Source organism: Blastococcus sp. PRF04-17 (assembly GCF_023016265.1).
GTDB lineage: Bacteria > Actinomycetota > Actinomycetes > Mycobacteriales > Geodermatophilaceae > Blastococcus_B.
Window position 1 is genome coordinate 4,008,639 of the sequence record NZ_CP095412.1, and the last position, 18,727, is coordinate 4,027,365.

General features: G+C 74.3%; 21 protein-coding genes and 1 pseudogene. 15 read left to right on the plus strand and 7 right to left on the minus strand.

Annotation, left to right across the window (positions count from 1 at the left end; genetic code table 11):
* Positions 1 to 13 precede the first annotated feature (13 nt).
* A complete protein-coding gene (locus MVA48_RS20380) occupies positions 14 to 862 on the plus strand; it encodes a RecB family exonuclease (protein WP_246982953.1) in 849 nt (282 codons plus the stop codon).
* A 16-nt stretch (positions 863 to 878) separates the two neighbouring features.
* On the opposite strand, the gene MVA48_RS20385 is transcribed toward MVA48_RS20380, so the two are convergent.
* Both MVA48_RS20385 and MVA48_RS20390 read right to left on the minus strand, forming a co-directional pair.
* Complete coding sequence (locus MVA48_RS20385; protein ID WP_246982954.1) at positions 879 to 1,775, minus strand: oxygenase MpaB family protein; 897 nt, start codon at positions 1,773 to 1,775, stop codon at positions 879 to 881.
* The gene (locus MVA48_RS20390) at positions 1,772 to 2,689 is read right to left on the minus strand and encodes an alpha/beta fold hydrolase (RefSeq protein ID WP_246982957.1); all 918 of its coding nucleotides are present in this window, start codon (positions 2,687 to 2,689) and stop codon (positions 1,772 to 1,774) included. Before MVA48_RS20390 ends, MVA48_RS20385 begins: the two co-directional genes overlap by 4 nt.
* A gap of 185 nt (positions 2,690 to 2,874) precedes the next feature.
* On the opposite strand from MVA48_RS20390, the gene MVA48_RS20395 reads away from it, so the two are divergent.
* Positions 2,875 to 3,225, plus strand: a complete 351-nt coding sequence (locus MVA48_RS20395; protein ID WP_246982958.1) for a hypothetical protein — start codon at positions 2,875 to 2,877, stop codon at positions 3,223 to 3,225.
* Positions 3,226 to 3,253: 28 nt separating this feature from the next.
* Here the strand turns inward: MVA48_RS20395 and MVA48_RS20400 are convergent, their stop codons facing one another.
* A complete protein-coding gene (locus MVA48_RS20400) occupies positions 3,254 to 4,393 on the minus strand; it encodes an outer membrane protein assembly factor BamB family protein (protein ID WP_246982959.1) in 1,140 nt (379 codons plus the stop codon).
* Between the two features lie 7 nt (positions 4,394 to 4,400).
* The gene (locus MVA48_RS20405; RefSeq protein ID WP_246982960.1) at positions 4,401 to 6,272 is read right to left on the minus strand and encodes a DEAD/DEAH box helicase; all 1,872 of its coding nucleotides are present in this window, start codon (positions 6,270 to 6,272) and stop codon (positions 4,401 to 4,403) included.
* A gap of 65 nt (positions 6,273 to 6,337) precedes the next feature.
* On the opposite strand from MVA48_RS20405, the gene MVA48_RS20410 reads away from it, so the two are divergent.
* Both MVA48_RS20410 and MVA48_RS20415 read left to right on the plus strand, forming a co-directional pair.
* Positions 6,338 to 6,994, plus strand: coding sequence for a ferritin-like fold-containing protein (locus MVA48_RS20410; protein ID WP_246982961.1), 657 nt, complete (start codon positions 6,338 to 6,340; stop codon positions 6,992 to 6,994).
* A 14-nt stretch (positions 6,995 to 7,008) separates the two neighbouring features.
* A complete protein-coding gene (locus MVA48_RS20415; protein WP_246982965.1) occupies positions 7,009 to 7,674 on the plus strand; it encodes an SDR family NAD(P)-dependent oxidoreductase in 666 nt (221 codons plus the stop codon).
* A 16-nt stretch (positions 7,675 to 7,690) separates the two neighbouring features.
* Here MVA48_RS20415 and MVA48_RS20420 read toward each other — a convergent pair whose 3' ends face one another.
* The 3 genes from MVA48_RS20420 to MVA48_RS20430 all read right to left on the minus strand — a co-directional run bounded on the left by MVA48_RS20420 (position 7,691) and on the right by MVA48_RS20430 (position 10,850).
* Complete coding sequence (locus MVA48_RS20420) at positions 7,691 to 9,148, minus strand: methyl-accepting chemotaxis protein (RefSeq protein WP_246982966.1); 1,458 nt, start codon at positions 9,146 to 9,148, stop codon at positions 7,691 to 7,693.
* A gap of 715 nt (positions 9,149 to 9,863) precedes the next feature.
* Positions 9,864 to 10,100 carry a DUF3107 domain-containing protein gene (locus MVA48_RS20425; RefSeq protein ID WP_246982969.1) on the minus strand — a complete coding sequence of 79 codons (237 nt, stop codon included), beginning with the start codon at positions 10,098 to 10,100 and terminating at the stop codon, positions 9,864 to 9,866.
* A 108-nt stretch (positions 10,101 to 10,208) separates the two neighbouring features.
* Positions 10,209 to 10,850 (minus strand): TetR/AcrR family transcriptional regulator, encoded by a 642-nt coding sequence (locus MVA48_RS20430; protein ID WP_246982972.1) that lies wholly within the window; start codon positions 10,848 to 10,850, stop codon positions 10,209 to 10,211.
* A gap of 68 nt (positions 10,851 to 10,918) precedes the next feature.
* On the opposite strand from MVA48_RS20430, the gene MVA48_RS20435 reads away from it, so the two are divergent.
* The 11 genes and pseudogenes from MVA48_RS20435 (at position 10,919) to MVA48_RS20480 (ending at position 18,713) form a co-directional block, all read left to right on the plus strand.
* A complete protein-coding gene (locus tag MVA48_RS20435; protein ID WP_246982974.1) occupies positions 10,919 to 11,956 on the plus strand; it encodes an alpha/beta fold hydrolase in 1,038 nt (345 codons plus the stop codon).
* A gap of 195 nt (positions 11,957 to 12,151) precedes the next feature.
* Positions 12,152 to 12,619 (plus strand): annotated as a pseudogene (locus MVA48_RS23620) (hypothetical protein); the annotation flags it as partial.
* 53 nt (positions 12,620 to 12,672) lie between these two features.
* Complete coding sequence (locus tag MVA48_RS23625) at positions 12,673 to 13,047, plus strand: DUF3152 domain-containing protein (RefSeq protein WP_256461099.1); 375 nt, start codon at positions 12,673 to 12,675, stop codon at positions 13,045 to 13,047.
* Between the two features lie 86 nt (positions 13,048 to 13,133).
* Positions 13,134 to 14,039 carry an ABC transporter ATP-binding protein gene (locus MVA48_RS20445; RefSeq protein ID WP_305852271.1) on the plus strand — a complete coding sequence of 302 codons (906 nt, stop codon included), beginning with the start codon at positions 13,134 to 13,136 and terminating at the stop codon, positions 14,037 to 14,039.
* Entirely contained in the window at positions 14,036 to 15,679 is a 1,644-nt protein-coding gene (locus MVA48_RS20450) for an ABC transporter permease (RefSeq protein ID WP_246982976.1), read from the plus strand. Before MVA48_RS20445 ends, MVA48_RS20450 begins: the two co-directional genes overlap by 4 nt.
* Before the next feature lie 82 nt (positions 15,680 to 15,761).
* Positions 15,762 to 16,922 carry an adenylyltransferase/sulfurtransferase MoeZ gene (moeZ, locus tag MVA48_RS20455; protein WP_246982978.1) on the plus strand — a complete coding sequence of 387 codons (1,161 nt, stop codon included), beginning with the start codon at positions 15,762 to 15,764 and terminating at the stop codon, positions 16,920 to 16,922.
* A 120-nt stretch (positions 16,923 to 17,042) separates the two neighbouring features.
* Positions 17,043 to 17,624, plus strand: coding sequence for a TIGR03086 family metal-binding protein (locus MVA48_RS20460; RefSeq protein WP_246982979.1), 582 nt, complete (start codon positions 17,043 to 17,045; stop codon positions 17,622 to 17,624).
* Between the two features lie 15 nt (positions 17,625 to 17,639).
* Positions 17,640 to 17,927, plus strand: a complete 288-nt coding sequence (locus MVA48_RS20465) for an MGMT family protein (RefSeq protein WP_246982980.1) — start codon at positions 17,640 to 17,642, stop codon at positions 17,925 to 17,927.
* Positions 17,924 to 18,313, plus strand: a complete 390-nt coding sequence (locus MVA48_RS20470; protein ID WP_246982981.1) for a GNAT family N-acetyltransferase — start codon at positions 17,924 to 17,926, stop codon at positions 18,311 to 18,313. The genes MVA48_RS20465 and MVA48_RS20470 overlap by 4 nt, the downstream gene beginning before the upstream one ends.
* A gap of 2 nt (positions 18,314 to 18,315) precedes the next feature.
* Positions 18,316 to 18,456 (plus strand): hypothetical protein, encoded by a 141-nt coding sequence (locus MVA48_RS20475; protein WP_246982982.1) that lies wholly within the window; start codon positions 18,316 to 18,318, stop codon positions 18,454 to 18,456.
* A gap of 92 nt (positions 18,457 to 18,548) precedes the next feature.
* Positions 18,549 to 18,713 (plus strand): hypothetical protein, encoded by a 165-nt coding sequence (locus MVA48_RS20480; RefSeq protein WP_246982983.1) that lies wholly within the window; start codon positions 18,549 to 18,551, stop codon positions 18,711 to 18,713.
* Positions 18,714 to 18,727 lie beyond the last annotated feature (14 nt).

The following is an 18,727-nucleotide window of genomic DNA, read 5'->3' on the forward strand; positions in this document are numbered from 1 at the left end:
TGGGGATCCGACGGTGAGCGCGCAGCTCGAGATGCCCGGCATGCCGCGCCGGCTCTTCTCGGCGACCCCCAGCAAGCTCGCGGCTTTCGCCGACTGCCCGCGGCGCTACCGCTTCGCCTACGTCGACCGGCCACCGCCGGCGCGCGGTCCGGCCTGGGCGCACAACACGGTGGGCGCCGCCGTGCACGCCGCCCTGCGCTCGTGGTGGGACCTCCCGGTCGAGCGGCGCACCACGGCCGCGGCGCGCCAGCTGCTGTACTCGGCCTGGTCGCCGAACGGCTTCCGGGACGCGGAGCAGTCGCAGCGCTGGCGTGCCCGTGCCGCGGGCTGGCTCACCGAGTACGTCGCGACCCTCGATCCCACCGACGAGCCGGTCGGCAACGAGCGCACCGTCGGCGCCACGACCGAGCGGCTGGCCTTGTCGGGCCGGGTGGACCGGATCGACCAGCGCGGGGACGAGCTGGTCGTCGTCGACTACAAGACCGGCCGCAGCGTCTGCACCGACGACGAGGCGCGCGGATCACCGGCGCTGGCGGCCTACGTGCTGGGCGTCCGGCGGACGCTGCGCCGCCCGTGCAGCCGCGTCGAGCTGCACCACCTGCCCAGCGGCACCGTCGCGTCCTTCGAGCACACCGACCGGTCGCTGGCCAACCACATCCGCCGGGCCGAGGACATCGCGGTCGACATCACGGCGGCCACGGAGTCGGTGAGGGCGGGGAAGGACCCGGACGCCGCGTTCCCGCCCGTACCCGGCCAGCAGTGCAGCTGGTGCGACTTCCGGCCGTCGTGCCCGACCGGCCAGGCCGCGGCGCCCGCCCGCGAGACGTGGAGCTTCCTGGCCGAGGACGAGGCGCACGTCTGACGTTCAGGCAGCGGACTCAGGCAGCGGATTCAGGCAGCGGGTTCGGCGGCCACCCGCTCGAACCCGGCCCGCACGACGGGCGACCACCGCACCGGTCCGGCACCGCCAGCAGCGCCGTGCGGAAGCCTCGCAGCGCCGCCGTGGCGGCCGTGTCCGTGAGGGTCAGCCCCGGCATCGAGTACATCCGCCGCGCCCAGCCGGGGAGGGTGGCGAAACCCAGGGACACGAACGTGCCCCACGCCGGGCGCGCGGGCGTCAGCACCTGCACCCAGCCCTTCATCGGCGGCACGAACAACCGGCGCACGCCCTGCGACGCTGCTGGTGTCACGGCCAGCTGCGGACGGATCTGCTCGAAGTAGGCGTCGAGGTCGGCGACCGTCCGCGGGACGAGGTCGTCGGGCACGCCCACCAGCCGGGCCGCCGCGGCCTGCTCGAGGACGTAGGCGTCGGCGTGCTCGTCCGACAGCGGCAGACCGGCTCGGCGGGCCGTCGAGAGGAGCGAGTCGACCGCGCCGTTGTGCACCCACTGCAGGAGGTCGTGGTCGTCGACCCGGTAGGCGCGACCGGTCGTCTCCTCGACGCCGGAGAGCTTGCGGTGCAGCCCGCGCACCCGCGCGGCCATCCGGCGCGCCTCGCTGCGAGTCCCGAACGTGAGCGTCTCGACGTACTGGCCGGTGCGGGTCATCCGCATCCACCACTCGTCCTTGAAGCCGGTCGAGTTGCGGGCCACGCCGTCCATCGCCACCGGGTGCAGCGCCTGCAGCATCAGGGCGCGCAGCCCGCCGACCGCATAGCTCGGGTCGGTGTGGATGCGCCAGGTGACGCTGTCCGGGCCGAAGAACCCGAGCCGGTCCTCCTCGTCGGTCCACTCGTCGGGCGAGGGCAGGGGAGCGAGTGCGGGCCGGTCGGTCATGAGCGCGTCGAGGCCTCCGCCCAGAAGTCGAGCAGCACCTCGAGGGTGCGCCCGGGGTTCTCCACCGCGGGGGAGTGGATCGCGTTGTTGATGACCTCGTGCCGCGCACGGAGGCGCTCGGCCATCTCGGCCTGCACGTGGGGCAGCCAGGCGTCGTCCGCCTCGCCGTGGGCCACCAGCAGCGGGATGCCGACGGCGGCCAGTTCGTCGACCCGGTCCGGCTCGTTGAGCATGGCGTCGGCCATGCCGCGCAGACCGGCCTCGGAATTGCTCAGGAACCGCCGGGAGTAGAACGCCCGCGTCGGCGGTGGCACGGCCTGCGCCTTTGGATCGGTCATCGCGACCTGCTCGAGCGTCTCGTGGACCAGCGCGATCCCGCCCGCCTCGAGCAGCGGCCCGAGATGGTCGAGCAGGTCGGCGCGCCGCCCGGTCAGCCGCGACGGCCCGGAGCCGAGCAGCGTGAACGAGGTGAACAGGCCGGGTTCGGCGAGGACGGCGGCGCGCGTCACCAGGCCGCCGAACGAGTGGCCCAGCAGGTGCAGCGGCTCGCCGGTCTCCCCGCGCAGCACCCGGGCCACGGCGAGCACGTCGGCACCGAGCTCGTCGACCGAGTAGGCCGTCGGGTCGTCCGGACCCGGCGATTCGTACTGGCCCCTCTGGTCGATCGCCACCACGCGGTAGCCGGCCCCGGCGAGGGGCGCGAGCAGCGGAGCGAAGTCCTCCTTGCTGCCGGTGTAGCCCGCGACCATCAGCGCCGTCCCACGCACGGCCTCTCCGCCGGTGTCCAGCGCGACCAGCGGCCCGGCGCCGCCCTCGAAGGTCCGGTGCGCAGCATCGTGCGCGGCCAGCTGGCGCAGGTCGTCCGGGGCGATCGCGAGGGGCACGCTGAACTCGGGCGTACCGGGCATGACCATGTCCCCAGTGAACATCGTGCGGTGGAGCAGCGCTCGGTCTGCCGGATCCGTCGGTCGTCGTCGCCGCAGCGATCCCTGTCACCGGAGCGACCAATCGGGCCGAAGGTGTCCAACGATGGCATTCGGAAGTGCGCGAGGTCGGTGGCACGAGCCGGTCGGTGCGCTCAACGGGTTCGGAGAGGCCTATGCGGATCGTCGACCAGCGCGTCGGGATCGACCATGACGTGGAGCCTCTCCTGCGAAGCGCACTGCAGCCCGGGTTGCGACCGCCGTGTCGTGCCGGATGGCTTCTCGCTGGTGACCGCTTGGCGGTGGTGACGTGGGGAAGCTCGAGCCCCGCGCCACAGGTCGTGGCGTCGCGCCTGACGTCCGACACGGTGTTCGTCGAGGTGAGAACCGGAGCGTCTCCAGGTCAGCCGGTGTCCGCCGACTGCTCGCCCACCACCACGGTGTTCTCTCTCGACGACGAGCCCGAGCCGCACCTCGTGCGGCTCGTCTCCTTCAGCAGTGGCGATGTGGTCGAGTTGCACTCCTGAGCGCCCAGTTCGGCACGGCGGGGGAGGGTCAGCGGTAGGCGAGCACGCGGTCGGGCAGCCGGTACACGACCACGGGACCGATGCCGGTCGCGACCCCACCCTCGGGCAGGCCGTCGACCGACGAGCGGGCCAGTTCCGCCCCGGTGGCCGGGTCGCGGTGGGCGAAGCCCTCGGCGTCGGGCACGAGTAGCGCCCCGGGCGTGGCGTCGTCCTTGTCCACCAGAGCCGCTGCGGGCAGGCCGAGGGCCGGCGACTCCCAGCGCGGCGCGCCCGTGACCGCGTCCAGCGCCGAGAGGGTGCCGCCGGACCGGAACAGCGCGACGGCGCCCACGGTGAGCTGGGCGGCGTCCTCCGAGGCGGGCAGGCGGGCCCGCAGCGCGCCGTCCTCGGGCGCGAGTGCCTGCACCTCGTCGCCCACGAGGACGCCGATCAGGCCGTCGGCGCCCAGCAACCGGACCTCGGCGCCCTCGGCGGCGGGCAGATCCCGGGCCCAGTGCTCGTCGCCCTGGAAGCCGTCGAGCAGGCGCAGCTGGACGGCGTCGTCGTCGGCGCACTCGAGCAGCACCGCGACCCCGGCGTTGCCCACGTCGGCGCCGAGCAGCCGGCAGCCCTGGGGCGGGGCGTAGCGCCAGCGGATGTTGTTGCCCGTCGGGTCGAGCGTCACCAGACCGGTCGGGCTGGTCGCCAGGACGATGCGGGTGGTGGAGTCCAGCCGGGCGTCCCCGCGCAGGCTGAGGCTGCGGGTCCAGGCGCGCACCCCGGTCCCGGCGCGGAGCGCCACGGCCTCGTCGCAGCGGTCCCCGGTGGCGAACACCGCCACCGCGAGACCGTCGGTCACCGTGGCGCCGCAGAGCCGGGCGTTGCTCCGCGTGTAGTGCCACGCCTCCTCGCCGGTGAGCGGGTCGAGGGCGCGGATCCCGTGCGCGGTGGTCACCAGGACGCGTCCGCTCTGCACCACCGTCTCCGGCATCGCGCCGCCTTCGGCGGACCACGCCTCCGAGACGGCACCGGCCGGCGTCCCGGAAGGGACGTCGGCCGGCGCCGCGGTGGTGCTCTCGGTCGCCGCGGCGTCGGACCCCCGCCACAGCAGGGCGGCGACGACGACCAGTGCCAGGGTGGCCGCCGTCCAGACCCACACCCGCAGGGGCGGGCGGCTCAGCCGGGGCACGGCAGGATCAGGCGGCGGACTCGGAACCGCCGCCACCGCCACGGCCGGCCCCGCCCCGGCGGCGACGACGGCGCGGACGCGACGCCCCGCCCTCGGCGGACGCGGCACCGTCGGCAGCCGGAGCTGCCTCGCCACCGGCGGCAGCGGCGCCACCGCCGCGGGTGCGCCGGCGCGGTCGGCTCTTGCCGCCGCCCGCGGGCTGCTCGCCGTCGCCGGGCTGCTCGCCGGAGGGACGGGTGCCCCCACGGCCGCGACCCTCACCACGACCGCCGCCGGCGGGCCGGTTGCGCTTGCCGGTCTCGCCGAGGTCCTCGAGGGTCTCCGCCTCCAGCCCCTCGCGCGTCCGCTGCGACCGCGGCAGCCGCCCGCCGGCCGTCTCCGGCACGTCGAGGTCGGTGTAGACCCACTTCGACGTCGAGTAGGTCTCCGGCGGGTCCTCGAAGTCGAGGCCGAGCGCCTTGTTGATCAGCTGCCAGCGAGGGATGTCGTCCCAGTCGACCAGCGTGACCGCGACGCCGGTCGAGCCGGCGCGGCCGGTGCGCCCGATGCGGTGCACGTAGGTCTTCTCGTCCTCGGGGCACTGGTAGTTCACGACGTGGCTGACCCCGGTGACGTCGATACCACGGGCGGCGACGTCGGTCGCGACCAGCACGTCGACCTTGCCACTGCGGAAGGCGCGCAGCGCCTGCTCGCGGGCGCCCTGGCCGAGGTCGCCGTGCACGGCGGCGGCGGCGAAGCCGCGGTCGACGAGTTCGTCGGCGACCTTCTGCGCGGTGCGCTTCGTCCGGCAGAAGACCATGACCAGGCCCCGGTCGCGGGCCTGGAGCACGCGGGAGAGCAGCTCCGGCTTGTCCAGGTTGTGCGCCCGGTAGATGAACTGCGTGGTCTGCGGGACCGTCGAGCCCTCGTCGTTGCCGTGCGCCCGGATGTGCGTCGGCTGGGTCATGAACGAACGCGACAGCGTCACGATCGGGCCGGGCATCGTCGCCGAGAACAGCATCGTCTGCCGCTTGTCCGGGACCATCGCGAGGATCCGCTCGATGTCGGGGAGGAAGCCCAGGTCGAGCATCTCGTCGGCCTCGTCGAGGACGAGGACCTTCACCTTGCCGAGGATCAGGTGGCCCTGCTGGGCGAGGTCGAGCAGCCGGCCGGGCGTACCGACCACGACCTCGACGCCGCCCTGCAGCGACGAGACCTGCGGCTCGAACGCGCGCCCGCCGTAGATGGCCTGCACGCGGATGCCGCGCCTGGCGCCGGCGGCGGCGAGGTCGCGCGAGACCTGCACGCACAGTTCACGCGTCGGGACGACGACCAGGGCCTGCGGCACGCCGTCGCCGCCCTCGGCCGGCGGGACGACGCGCTGCAGCAGCGGGACGCCGAAGCCGAGGGTCTTGCCGGTGCCGGTGCGCGCCTGGCCGATGAGGTCGTTGCCGGCCAGCGCGAGCGGGAGGGTCAGCTCCTGGATGGCGAAGGTGCGGGTGATCCCTACCTCGGCCAGCGCGGCGACGATGTCGGGGTGGACGTCGAAGTCGCTGAACAGCGGGCTGTCGTCGGCGACGGGCGCGCCGCCGAGCTGCTCGACCTGCGACTCGATCTCCTCGGGCGCGGGCGCGCCGGTCTCGGCGTGGTCGATCTCGGGAGTGGTGGGGGCGTTCTCGATGGAGGTCAGTGCTCTCGCCTGTCGTCTGCGGGGGAGTCGGACCGGCGCGGTCGTCGCGGCGGACCTCTCCCGGTGGTTGTCGCGGGATCGGTTCCAGCGCCAACGCAGCCAGCAGAACCGGGCGTCAGTGTCCTCGGCCCGGGAGACAGCCCGAGGGCGTCGTCCAGCGGTCGTCAGCGCACAGATACACAGCGGACCCGAGGGCTCGCCGATTCCCATGGTAGCGCGGGCACCGGTTAGCCTCTCCGCGCCGCGCGCTGCGGAGTCCGCCGAGAGCTCAGGAGATGCGTGTGACCCCCGTCGAGAAGACGGCCGTCGTGGACCTGCTCGGCGTCCTCGCCTATGCGGAGCTCACCGCGTTCGACCGGCTGGCCGAGGACGCCCGGCTCGCGCCGACCCTCGGCGGGCGGGCGGCGCTGGCGCGCATGGCGGCGGCGGAGATCGCCCACCACGGGCGGCTCACCGAGCGGCTGTCCGAACTGGGGGTCGACCCCGGCACCGCCATGGCCCCCTTCGTCTCCGCGCTCGACGCCTTCCACGAGGGCACCCGGCCGAGCACCTGGCTGGAAGGGCTGGTCAAGGCCTACGTGGGCGACGGCCTGGCCACGGACTTCTACCGCGAGATCGCCTCGTTCCTGCCCGACCCCGACGGCGCGCTGGTCCTGGACGTGCTGGCCGACACCGGGCACGCGGACTTCGCCGTCCGCGAGGTGCGGGCGGCCATCAAGGCAGACCGGAAGGTGGCCGGCCGGCTGTCCCTGTGGGGACGGCGCCTCGTCGGCGAGGCGATCACCCAGACCCAGGCCGTGATCGCCGAGCACGACGGGCTGGCCGAGCTGATCATCACCGGCACCGGGGACCTGGCCGGTGTCTCGCGGCTGATCGAGCGGATCACGCATGCCCACACCGAGCGCATGAAGGCGCTGGGTCTCAACCCCTGAACAGGAGGCCCGGCGTGCGGCATCTGCTGGTGATCGGTGCCGGGACCGGCATCTCGGCGGCGACCGCGCGGCTGCTGGGACGGCAGGGCTTCGCCGTCTCGCTCGTGTCCCGCGGGCAGAGCACGCTCGCCGACCTGCGGGCCGCCCTCCGCCACGAGGGCGTCCGGGTGGAGGAGGCCGGCGCCGATGCCGGCCGGCCCCGGGAGCTGACGGTCGCCGTCCGCGCGATGACCGAGGAGCTGGGGCCGGTCGACGTCCTGCTCTACAACGTGTCGGTCGGGCGGCAGGTCGCCGTCGCCGACCTGTCCGCCGACGACCTGCTCGCCGACCTCGCGGCCGGGGCGGCGGGGCTGCAGGCGGCGGTGCAGGCCGTCCTGCCGGGCATGCGGGAGCGCGGGTCGGGGACGGTGCTGGCCACCGGTGGTGGTTCGGCGGACCGGCCGATCCCGTCGATGGCGACGCTCGGGGTCCAGAAGGCGGCCCTGCGCGCCCTCGTCGAGGTGCAGGCCGAGGCGCTGGCGCCCGAGGGCATCCACGTGGCGACGGTGACCGTGCGCGGGCTCGTCGGGGAGGACCAGCAGATCCATCCCGACCGAGTCGCCGCGGTCTACGGGGAGCTGGTCGCCGAGACCGCGGGGCCTCGCGAGCAGTGGCGGACCGTGGTCGACCTGCGCCCCTGAGACCGCGGCGACGGTCTCAGACCTTGAACCGGCCGACCAGCCGGGACAGCTCGCCGGTGACATCGGCGAGGCTGTCGGCGGCGTTCCTCGCCTCGCCGGCGTCCTCGCCGGTCTCCGAGCTGACCGTGGAGATGGCGACGATGGTCTGGGCGATCGAGGTGGTTCCCTGAGCTGCCTCGGAGACGCCGCGGGACATCTCGTTGGTGGTCGCCGTCTGCTCCTCCACCGCACTGGCGATGGTGGTCTGGTAGTCGCTGATCCGGGAGATCACCTCGTCGATGCGCTCGATGGCGGCGACCGCCCCGGCGGTGTCGGCCTGGATGGCCTCGACGCGGCGCGCGATGTCCTCGGTGGCCTTGGCGGTCTCCTGCGCCAGTTCCTTGACCTCGTTGGCGACGACGGCGAAGCCCTTGCCTGCCTCGCCGGCGCGCGCGGCCTCGATGGTGGCGTTGAGCGCGAGCAGATTGGTCTGCTCGGCGATCGAGGTGATGACCTTGACGACGTCCCCGATGGCCTTCGACGAGTCGCCGAGCCGGCTGACCGTCGCGTTGGTGGCCTGGGCGACCTCGACGGCCTCGCCGGCGATGCGGGATGCCTCGTTCGCGTTCGTCGCGATCTCCCGGATGCTCGCACCCATCTCCTCGGCGCCCGCGGCCACCGCCTGGACGTTGCGGGAGACCTGCTCGGCGGCCGCGGACACCTGCTGGGTCTGGGCAGCGGTCTGCCCGACCGACTCGGCAAGCCGCCCGGACACGCCCGACATGCCGCCGGACACGTCGGTGAGGGACGAGGAGGCACGCCCGATCCCGGTGACCGTGTCGGCAACCGTGGCGACGAAGCGGTTGAAGGCCGCGCCGAGCTGGCCGATCTCGTCCTTGCGCGACTCGTCGACGCGAGCGGTCAGGTCGCCGTCGCCGTCGGCGATCTCCTCCATCCGGCCACGCAGCGCGTCGAGGGGGGCGACGACGCGCCGGGCGACCAGGAAGGTGGCCCCGACGGCGAGCGCGATGGTGCCGAGGGCCCCGAGCAGCGTCGTCGTCCGCAGGCCGTGCGCGTCGGCGAGAATGGCCTCCTCCGGCACGTCCACCAGGAGGGTCCACTGCTGTCCGGTCCCCACCGGGAAGGGCGCCGCCACGAGGACCGTGTCGCCTGAGCCGCCGGTGACGGTCCGCTGCACGGGTGCGCCGTCGGCGAGGGCGTCCGAGACGACGCCCGCGGCCGGGCCCCGTGGGGCCTGGCCGACCTCGTCGCCGGCCCGGTTGCTCGCCACCACCAGCCCGCCGGTGGACACGAGGGCGGCGCGGCCCACCGCGTAGGGCCGGATGGCCGCCACGGCCTCCTGGACCGAGGCGAGGGTGATGTCGACGCCGGCGACCCCGATGACCCGCCCGTCGGCAGCCCGCACCGGTGACGCCAGGGAGGTGATGAGCAGCTGCTTGCCGGCGACCTCGTACTCGTAGGGCTCCAGCGCCACGTCGCCGCCGCTGTCCCGCGCCAGGAGGTAGTAGTCGCCGACACCGGGCTGGTCGTAGCCGACGAGGGGGCGACGGCGACGCGGTCGCCGTCGCGGTACCAGTAGGAGATGTAGCGGCCCGAGGCGTCGCTGGTGGGGGTGCCCGCGAACTCGGGGTCGCGGCCGTCGAAGGCCCCGGGCTCGAACGCAGACCAGACGCCCAGCAGCGTGGGGTCGGCCGCGAGCAGGTCTCGCTCGACGGCGTCGGCGAGCGCCCGGTCACCCTGCACCCCGGACGCCATCGCGCCGAGGGTGCGGGCCAGCGTCTGCGCGGTGCCGAGCTGCCGGGTGAGCTGCACCTGGACCCGCTCCGCCTCGGCCGAGGCCAGGCTCTCGGCGTAGCGGAGCCCGTCCTCGCGGGCCTGCCCGGTGGTGAGCACGGTGACCGCTGCCACCAGGGCGGCGAGGGCGATGGCCAGCACCGCGGCGGTGCTCACGACGAGGCGGGTCTTCACGGTCATGACGGGGCTCCCGGCGGTCACTGCGGTCAGCGGATTCGCTGCCGTATCGGTCCACGCCCGTCCGGATGTGACTCGAACCGCACCCGCCTCGGGGCCCCCGCCACACCTGCCCCTCGTGTCCCAGGAGGCGCACCCCGGCAGCAGAAGGCCCTCCGGCGCGCCAGGTGGTGGCTGGCGCGCCGGAGGGCCGGGATGCTGATGCGGATGCTGAGGCGCTACGCCCCGGCGATGAAGCCGACGCGACGCTGGTCGGCCTGCGCGATCTCCACGTAGGCGATCCGGTCGACCGGGACGAGCACGCGGCGGCCCCGTTCGTCCTCCAGGGTCAGCAGGCCGTCCTTGGTCGACCCGGACATGGCCGCTGCCACGTCCTTCGCGATCTCGTCGGGGGTCTTGGGGCTGTCGATGACCAGCTCCCGGGGCGAGTGCTGGACGCCGATCTTGACTTCCACGTGGGCGATGCCTCCTCGGTTCGCGCGACTGTCCGCAACGCTAGACCAGCGTCGGGAGGCACGACCGTTCCGACGGGTGCGCCGACAGCGAACGCCGTCGCCGTCGCCTCAGCGGGAGTCGCCGTCGACCCGGGGGAAGCCGGAGATGCCCCGCCAGGCCAGCGCCGACATCAGGCTCACCGCCTCGTCCCGGGATACGGTGCCCTTGCGGGGCAGCCACCAGCGCGCGCTGGTCTCGGCGAGGCCGGTCAGTCCGGATGCCAGGAGCAGCGCCCGCTCCGGGTCGGCCCCGGTGTCGGCGGCGATGACCTCGGCGATCGCGTCGACGCAGACCCCCGTACCGCGGTCGACGATGGCCCGGACGTCGGCGTCGTTGCGCAGGTCGGACTCGAAGACCAGGCGGAAGGCCTCGCCCTCGGCGTCGATGAAGTCGAAGTAGGCGCCCACCGCGGCGTCGACGCGCTCGCGGTTGTCGTCGGTGCGGCCCATGGCCTCGGCCACGCGCTCGGCCAGTTCGGAGACGTGCTCCTCGAGGAGCGCCAGGTACAGCTCCCGCTTGCCCGGGAAGTGCTGGTAGAGCACCGGCTTGCTGACACCCGCGCGGTCGGCGATGTCGTCCATCGCCGCTGCGTGGAAGCCCTGGGCGACGAACACGTCCTGGGCGGCGCGCAGCAGCTGCAGCCGGCGCGCACCCCGAGGCAGTCGGGACGTGCGTCGGCTCGGCTCCGCGGTCGGACGGGTCGGCTGCATCAGAGCGTGATGTTACCGACGGGTTGGCGGGCCGCAGGGCGAGCGGGCGGGGATTACCGTCGAAAGCGATGCCCGAGGCCCCCATTCCCACCGACACCGTCGTGCCGGCGGTCCCGTCGACGACGCCCTTGCCCCGGCTCACATCGATGGTCCCGCCGTGGCCCGGCGAGGACCTTTCCGTCCCCGGCGGCACCGTCTTCGTCCGGCACGCCCCGTGGTCCGGCCCCGTCGACGGTGGCGCGGACGGCGCACCCCGCGAGCGGGCCCTCTACGTGCACGGGCTGGGCGGCGCGTCGACCAACTGGACCGACCTCGCCGCGCTGCTCGCCGTGCGGTTCGAGGGGTGGGCCCTGGATCTGCCGGGCTTCGGCCGCTCCCAGCCGCCACCGCGCGGGCGGTACTCCATCCGTGGCCACGTGCGCGCGGTGGTCGACGTCCTCGAGCACCTGGTGAGCCTGCCGGGAGCGGCGCAGGGCCGGCCGGTGCACCTGGTCGGCAACTCGCTCGGCGGCCTGGCCGGCCTGCTGGTGGCCGCCCGCCGCCCGGACCTGGTGGCGACGCTGACCCTGGTGTCGCCGGCCATGCCGGTCTACCGCGTCCCACCGGCGTTCAGCCGGCTGCTGCTGCTCCTGCTCGTGCCGGGCGTCCCGTCGCTGGCGGAGAAGAGACTGGCCGGGATCACGCCCGAGGAGAACGTCCGGGCCATGATCCGGATGTGCTTCGGCGAACCCGGCCGGGTCCCGCGAAGGCGGGTCGAGCAGGCCGTGCAGGAGATGCGCGAGCGCGCCGAGCAGCCGTGGGCCGACCGCGCGCTGACCCGCAGCATGCGCGGCCTCATCGCCTCCTACCTCCGGGTCGGCGCCGCCAACGGCTGGCGGGCCGCCCGATCGCTGCGCATGCCGACGTTGGTGATCTGGGGTGGGCGCGACAAGCTCGTCGATGCCGCGCTGGCCCCACGGCTGGCCGGCGTCGTCCCCGATGCCCGGCTGCTGCTGCTGGACGCCGTCGGTCACGTCGCCATGCTGGAGGCGCCCGAGGCCACCGCGCGGGCGGTGCTCGGCATGGTCGAGTCGCTCGACGAGCAGACCGTTCGCAGCGGCGCCTGACGCGGCGCGACCGGCGCGGAACGTTCGCGCTGCTGTCGACACGGCACCCAGCGTGAGACCCTGGGCAGCTGACGCCGGTCCCGGAGACGAGGAGCGCGAGTGCGGCCCGAGGAAGGACGCCCCGCCGGCGGTCGTCCGACGGACGGCCGCCCCGGTGCCGCGCGCCCGGACTCCTCGCCCCTCGGGCGGCGGGTGATGCCACGCACCGCCGTGGCCGACCGGCCGGCGCCGCTCGTCGCGCGCACCGGGCTGGACGACCCGCGCCACCCCCGCAGGCGGCACGACGGCCGGAGCCGGGTCCGGCGTTTCGTCGGCCGGTACGGCTGGCGGGCGTATGCGATCCCGCTGCTGACCGTCGCCACGCTCGTGGTCCTGGTCGACCTGGCGCGCAGCGTGCCAGGGGCGACGGGGGCCGGGGCGACGACGGCGGTGCCGACGACCCGGCAGGCGCCCTCCTCCGACGTCCCTCCGCAGTCGCCCGAACCGGTGCCTGCGACGGCCGAGGGCGACGCCGAGCCGACCGAGCAGGCCGAGGTCGTCGGCCCGCAGCCCTACGTCGAGCAGGGGGCCGGCACCGTCTCGGTCGTGGACGGCACGTCGGCGGTGACGGGCACCGGCCCGTTGCAGCGGTTCATCGTCGAGGTCGAGGACAGCACCGAGGTCGACGGGGCCGCCTTCGCGGCAGCGGTCGAGTCGACGCTGGGCGACCCGCGGTCGTGGGGGCCGGCGGGCGGCTGTCCTTCCAGCGCGTGGGCGCGGCCGAGGCGGCGGCGGGGCAGTTCGACTTCAGGGTCAGCCTCGTCAGCCCCGGGAGCATGGAGACGTACTGCCCGGGCGTCGGCACCGGCGGCTACACCTCCTGCCGGTACGGCGACCGCGCCGTCATCAACCTCGCGCGCTGGGCCACGGCGGTCCCGCACTACGACGGGGACATCGCCACCTATCGCCAGTACGTGGTCAACCACGAGGTGGGGCACGTGCTGGGGAACGGCCACGTCGACTGCCCCGGGGCCGGCCAGGTCGCGCCGGTCATGCTCCAGCAGACCCTCGGTCTGCAGGGCTGCGTCCGGAACGCCTGGCCCTACCCGTAGCGCTCCCGCAGGGCTAAGTTCCCCCTGGTGCGCCGGGAAGCCTGGTCGGCAAGTCGTGTTCCCGATCGCCCGGGAGGGCCCGCGCCATGTCCACCGACGCCCCTGCGGTCCGCGCTGCCGGACTGACCAAGCGCTTCGCCACGACGCTCGCCGTCGACGAGCTGTCCCTGGACGTCCCCGCCGGGGAGGTCTTCGGTTTCCTGGGCCCCAACGGCGCCGGTAAGTCGACCACGATCCGGATGCTGCTCGGCCTGCTGCGCCCCACCGCCGGCAGCGCCGAGATCTTCGGCGTCCCGGTCGCCGACGTCGAACGCGCGCACGCCCAGCTGGCCTACGTGCCCGCGGACGTCGCGCTGTGGCCCTCGCTCACCGGTCAGGAGTGCCTGGACCTGCTCGCCGGCGTGGGCCCCGGAACCGACCTGGCCTACCGCGACGAGCTGATCGCGCGGTTCCAGCTGGACCCGGGCAAGCGCGCCCGCACCTACTCGACCGGCAACCGGCAGAAGGTGGCGCTCGTGGCCGCGTTCGCCACCCGCGCGCCGCTGCTGGTCCTGGACGAGCCCACCAGTGGCCTGGACCCCCTGATGGAGCGGGAGTTCCGGCGCTGCATCGGCGAGGCGGGCCAGCGCGGTCAGACGGTCTTCCTCAGCTCCCACCAGCTGGCCGAGGTGGAGGCGGTCTGCTCCCGCGTCGGCATCCTGCGCGCCGGCCGCCTCGTGGAGGTCGCCGGGCTGGCGGAGCTGCGCCGGCTCCGCCGCTCCGAGGTCGTCGTCGACCTCGCGCGGCCCACGTCCGCGCTGGACCAGCTGGCCGGCCTCCCGGCGGTGGCCGACGTCCGGTGGGCCTCGCCGCTGCAGGTGACCCTGGCGCTGACCGGCCCGCCCGGCCCGGTGCTGCGGGCGCTCGCCGACGCCGACGTCGTCCGCCTCGACGTCCGGGAGCCGTCCCTCGAGGAGATCTTCCTCGACTACTACGGCCAGGCCTCGGCGTGACCACGGGGACGGCGCCCCGCCTCGGACCCGACGTCGAGCGGCCGGTTCCTCCCGCCCGGCCCGGGACGGTGGTCACGCGGGCCCTGGTTCGGCACGTCCGGCGCGGCACGCTGGTCGTCGCGCTACTCTGCGCGGGGGTTCCCGCCTTCGTCGCCCGGGAGTACGAGCGGACCTTCAGCGGCGCGTTCGGCGCCGACTCGCTCGCCGCGCTCGCGGAGAACCCCGCCATCCGCACCCTCTTCGGACCGCCCGTGGCCCTCGACGACGCCGGCGGCTTCACGGTCTGGCGCACCGGGACGGTGGTCTGCGTCCTCGTCGGCGTCTGGGGGGCGCTGGCGGGGACCCGGGTGACCCGCGGCGAGGAGGAGGCGGGCCGCGCCGACCTGCTCCTCGCCGGCCGGATCCGGTTGCCCGCCTACGTGCGGCGGACCCTCGCCGTCCTGCTCACCTCCGGCGCGCTGATCGGCACAGCGGTGGCCGGGGGCCTGCTGCTCGCCGGCACGGCGCCGGCCGGCTCCGTGCTGTTCGGCGCCGTCGCCGGCGGGACCGCCATGGCCGGCGCCGCGCTCGGCGTGCTGGCCGGTCAGCTGGTGCCGGAGCGCCGTGCCGCGTCCGGTCTGGCCGTCGGCACCCTGCTGGTCGGCCTGTTGGCCCGGATGGTCGGCGACGGCGTGGCGGCGCTGTCCTGGCTGCAGTGGCTGAGCCCGTTCGGGCTGTTGAGCCGCACCGCGCCGTATGCGGAGGACCGCTGGGCGCCGGTCCTGGTGCTGGCCGCCCAGGTCGCCCTCCTCGCCGTCCTGGCCGGCGTGCTGGCCGGCGGGCGGGACGTCGGCACCGGGCGGTGGCGGTCGGTCGAGCGCCGCCGCGCCCCCAGCCGGCTGCTGCGGTCGCTGCCCGGCCTGGCCGTGCACCGGACGCGGCGGGCGACGGCGACCTGGTCAGCGGGCGTGGCGGCGTACTTCCTCCTCATCGGCCTGCTGGCCTCGACGATGCTGGAGTTCCTCCGCGACAACCCGGTGTTCGCCGACATGGCCGCCGCGGCCGGCTTCGCGGGCCTCGCCTCGGTGCAGGGCTACGCCGCGTCGCTGTTCGCGCTGCTCGCCATCCCGGTGGGCGCCTACGCGGCCGGGCGGATCGCCGGCCTCGCCGCGGACGAGGCGGCCTCCCGGCTCACGCTGCTGTACTCCCGGCCGGTCGGGCGGCTGCGCTGGGTCACGTGGGAGGCGGCGGTCGTCGCCGTCGGCGCCCTCGTCGTCGCGACGGCCGCGGGCCTGGCCACCTGGATCGGCGCGACCTCGGTGGACGCGGACCTGGCTCTGGGCGAGGCGCTGGGCGGTGCCCTCAACGTCGTCCCCGTGGCGCTGCTCTGCTTGGGCGCCGCGCTGCTGGCCCTGGGCTGGGCACCCTCCGCGGTGCTCGCCATCGGTGTCCTGCCCGCGGCGGGCGGCTTCCTGCTGCTCGTGCTGGCCGACACCTTCGGCTGGCCGGGGTGGGTCCGCGGCCTGTCGCCCTTCGCCCACCTGGCCCAGGTGCCGGCCGCCCCGGTGGACGTCGCCGGTGCCCTGAGCATGCTGGTGATCGCCCTGCTGCTGGCCGTGGTGGGTCTGGCCGGGTACGCCCGCCGGGACCTCCGCGGCTGAGGGAATCGGCCCGGCTGTTCCGCTGTTGTGCGCGGAGACGACGGCCCAGTGAGGCCGAGTAGGAGAACCAGAGGAGAGATCCGTGTCCCTGCCACCCCTGGTGGAGCCCGCCGCCGACCTCTCGATCGACGAGGTCCGCCGCTACAGCCGCCACCTGATCATCCCCGACGTCGGGATGGACGGGCAGAAGCGACTGAAGAACGCCAAGGTGCTCGCCGTGGGCGCCGGCGGCCTGGGCTCGCCGGTGCTGATGTACCTGGCCGCGGCCGGCGTGGGCACGCTCGGCATCGTGGAGTTCGACACGGTCGACGAGTCGAACCTGCAGCGCCAGATCATCCACGGGCAGTCCGACGTCGGCCGGTCCAAGGCCGAGAGCGCGCGGGACTCCATCAAGGAGATCAACCCGCTCATCGACGTCCGGCTGCACGAGACGCGGCTGGACAGCGACAACGTGCTCGACATCTTCGGGCAGTACGACCTGATCGTCGACGGCACCGACAACTTCGCCACGCGCTACCTGGTCAACGACGCGTGCGTGCTCCTGGGCAAGCCCTACGTGTGGGGGTCGATCTACCGCTTCGACGGTCAGGTCTCGGTCTTCTGGAACGACCACGGGCCCAACTACCGCGACCTCTACCCGGTCCCGCCGCCGCCGGGCATGGTGCCCAGCTGCGCCGAGGGCGGCGTGCTCGGCGTCCTCTGCGCGACCATCGGCGCGATCCAGGCCACCGAGGCGGTCAAGCTGATCACCGGCATCGGCGAGACGCTGCTCGGCCGGCTCATGGTCTACGACGCCCTGGAGATGACCTTCCGCACGATCAAGGTGCGCAAGGACCCCGAGGGGGAGCCGATCACCGGGCTCATCGACTACGAGGCCTTCTGCGGCGTCGTCTCGGTCGAGGCGCAGGAGGCCGCGGCCGGCTCCACCATCACCGTCGACGAGCTCAAGGACATGATGGACGCCGGCAAGGACTTCGAGCTGATCGACGTCCGGGAGCCCAACGAGTACGAGATCGTGTCGATCCCCGGCGCGAAGCTGATCCCCAAGGACGAGATCCTGTCCGGGCGGGCGCTGTCGGAGCTGCCCAACGACAAGCCGATCGTGCTGCACTGCAAGACCGGCGTCCGCTCGGCCGAGGTGCTCGCCGCGGTCAAGAACGCCGGCTTCAAGGACGCGGTGCACGTCCAGGGCGGCGTGACCGCGTGGGCCACCCGCATCGACAAGGCGCTCCCCACGTACTAAGAGGACCCCTCGCCCCCCGACCCTCGCTCCGCTCGGGCCGGGCCCCTGCGAGGGAGCCGCACGACGGCCCCGCCCGCCCTTCGAGGGGCGGTCGGGGCCGTCGTCGTCTTCACTGACGGCATGGCCGCCTTCTCGCCCGTGGAGTTGCTCGAGCTCTTCCAGCGCGCCCAGAACCAGTTCACCGACCAGGTCGACGCCGTCGCCCCCGACCAGTGGGCGGACGAGTCGCTGCCGGGCTGGACGGTCGCCGATCTGGTGGCCCACCTGGTGAGCGAGCAGCTGTGGGTGCCGCCGCTGCTGGCCGGCGAGCCCGTGGCCGAGGGCCGGTTCCCCGAGGACACCACCGATCTGCTCGGCGCCGACCCGTTCACCGGCTGGGAGTCGGCGGCGGACAACGCGCTGTCGGCCTTCGCCGAGGACGACGCCCTGGTCCGCACCGTCCATCTCTCCCGCGGCCCGACACCGGCGACCCAGTACATCCTCGAGATGACCGCGGACCTGACGGTGCACGCCTGGGACCTCGCCCGGGCCACCGGCGGAGACACCGAACTGGACGGCGAGCTGGTCACCGCCGCGCTGGTCTTCGCCGAGCAGCTGCCCGAGGACGGCGTCCCCGGCCTGTTCGACCCGCCGCTGGACGTGTCGGCCGCCGCGGACCCGCAGACCCGGCTGCTGGCACGGTTCGGCCGCAAGGCGACCTGACTCCAGGATGACGGCGTGACCGATCCCGCGGACGTCGACGAGGCGGTGTTCGACGTCGTCGAGCAGATCCCACCGGGTCGGGTCAGCACCTACGGCGCCATCGGGCGCTTGCTGGGCATCGGACCACGCCGGGTCGCCCGGGCCCTGTCGTCGGGCGGGGGAGCGGTGCCGTGGTTCCGCGTCGTGCGGGCCGACGGGTCCGCCGCCGAGCCGGTGCGGGTGCGGCAGATGGAGCTGCTCGCCGCCGAGGGCGTCCCGATGCGCAACGGCCGCGTCGACATGCCCGCCGTGCACTGGCCGTGAGCGACCACGAGTCCACGGTCCTCCGTCCTCTGGGGACGGCGGACGGGTTCTTGCTGCGCGTCGCTACGTGGCTGAACGTCAACTGGGTGGAGCAGCGGTTCACCTTCGCGCAGGTCGACGCCGACCCCCACCTGGCCGCCTACTTCCGGTTCGTGCCCGAGCGCGGCGACTTCGGGTTCGTGGCCACGCTGGCCGGCCAGCCCACCGGCGTCGTGTGGGCCAGTTCCTTCACGGTGGAGGCTCCCGGCTACGGCTTCGTGCGCACCGGCGTGCCGGAGGTCAGCCTCTGCGTGCTGCCGGGCTATCGGGGCGTCGGTCTCGGCGGTGCCCTGCTCGAGGCGGCGACGGCCGAGGGCGCCGCCGCGGGCTCAGCGGGTTCAGCCTGAGCGTGGAGGACGGAAACCCGGCCCGTCGGCTGTACGAGCGAGCCGGGTTCGTGCCGGTGACGTCAGCGGCCACTGCCGGGACGATGTTCCTCGACCTCGACCTCGACCTCGACCTCGACCTCGACCTCGACCGGCCCGACTGACCGCTGGTGCGCCGGTATGACGGTCTCCCCCGTGCGGACCAGTTCGGCGGCGTCCCCTTCAGCCATGGCAGGTTCGTGCCGACTCTCTGATCATGAACACCATGGCGTGCCGGGCGGTCGCCCAGGCCGGGCTGTCCGCGGCCACGGCGTCGCTGGACCACGAGGCCGAGTGGCCGCTCCTACTGGTCGCCGGCTGGCTGACCACGGCGGCGGACCTGATGGCCGAGGCAGGCGTGCGGGAGGCCGCCCTCGCCTGACCCGGGACGCGCCG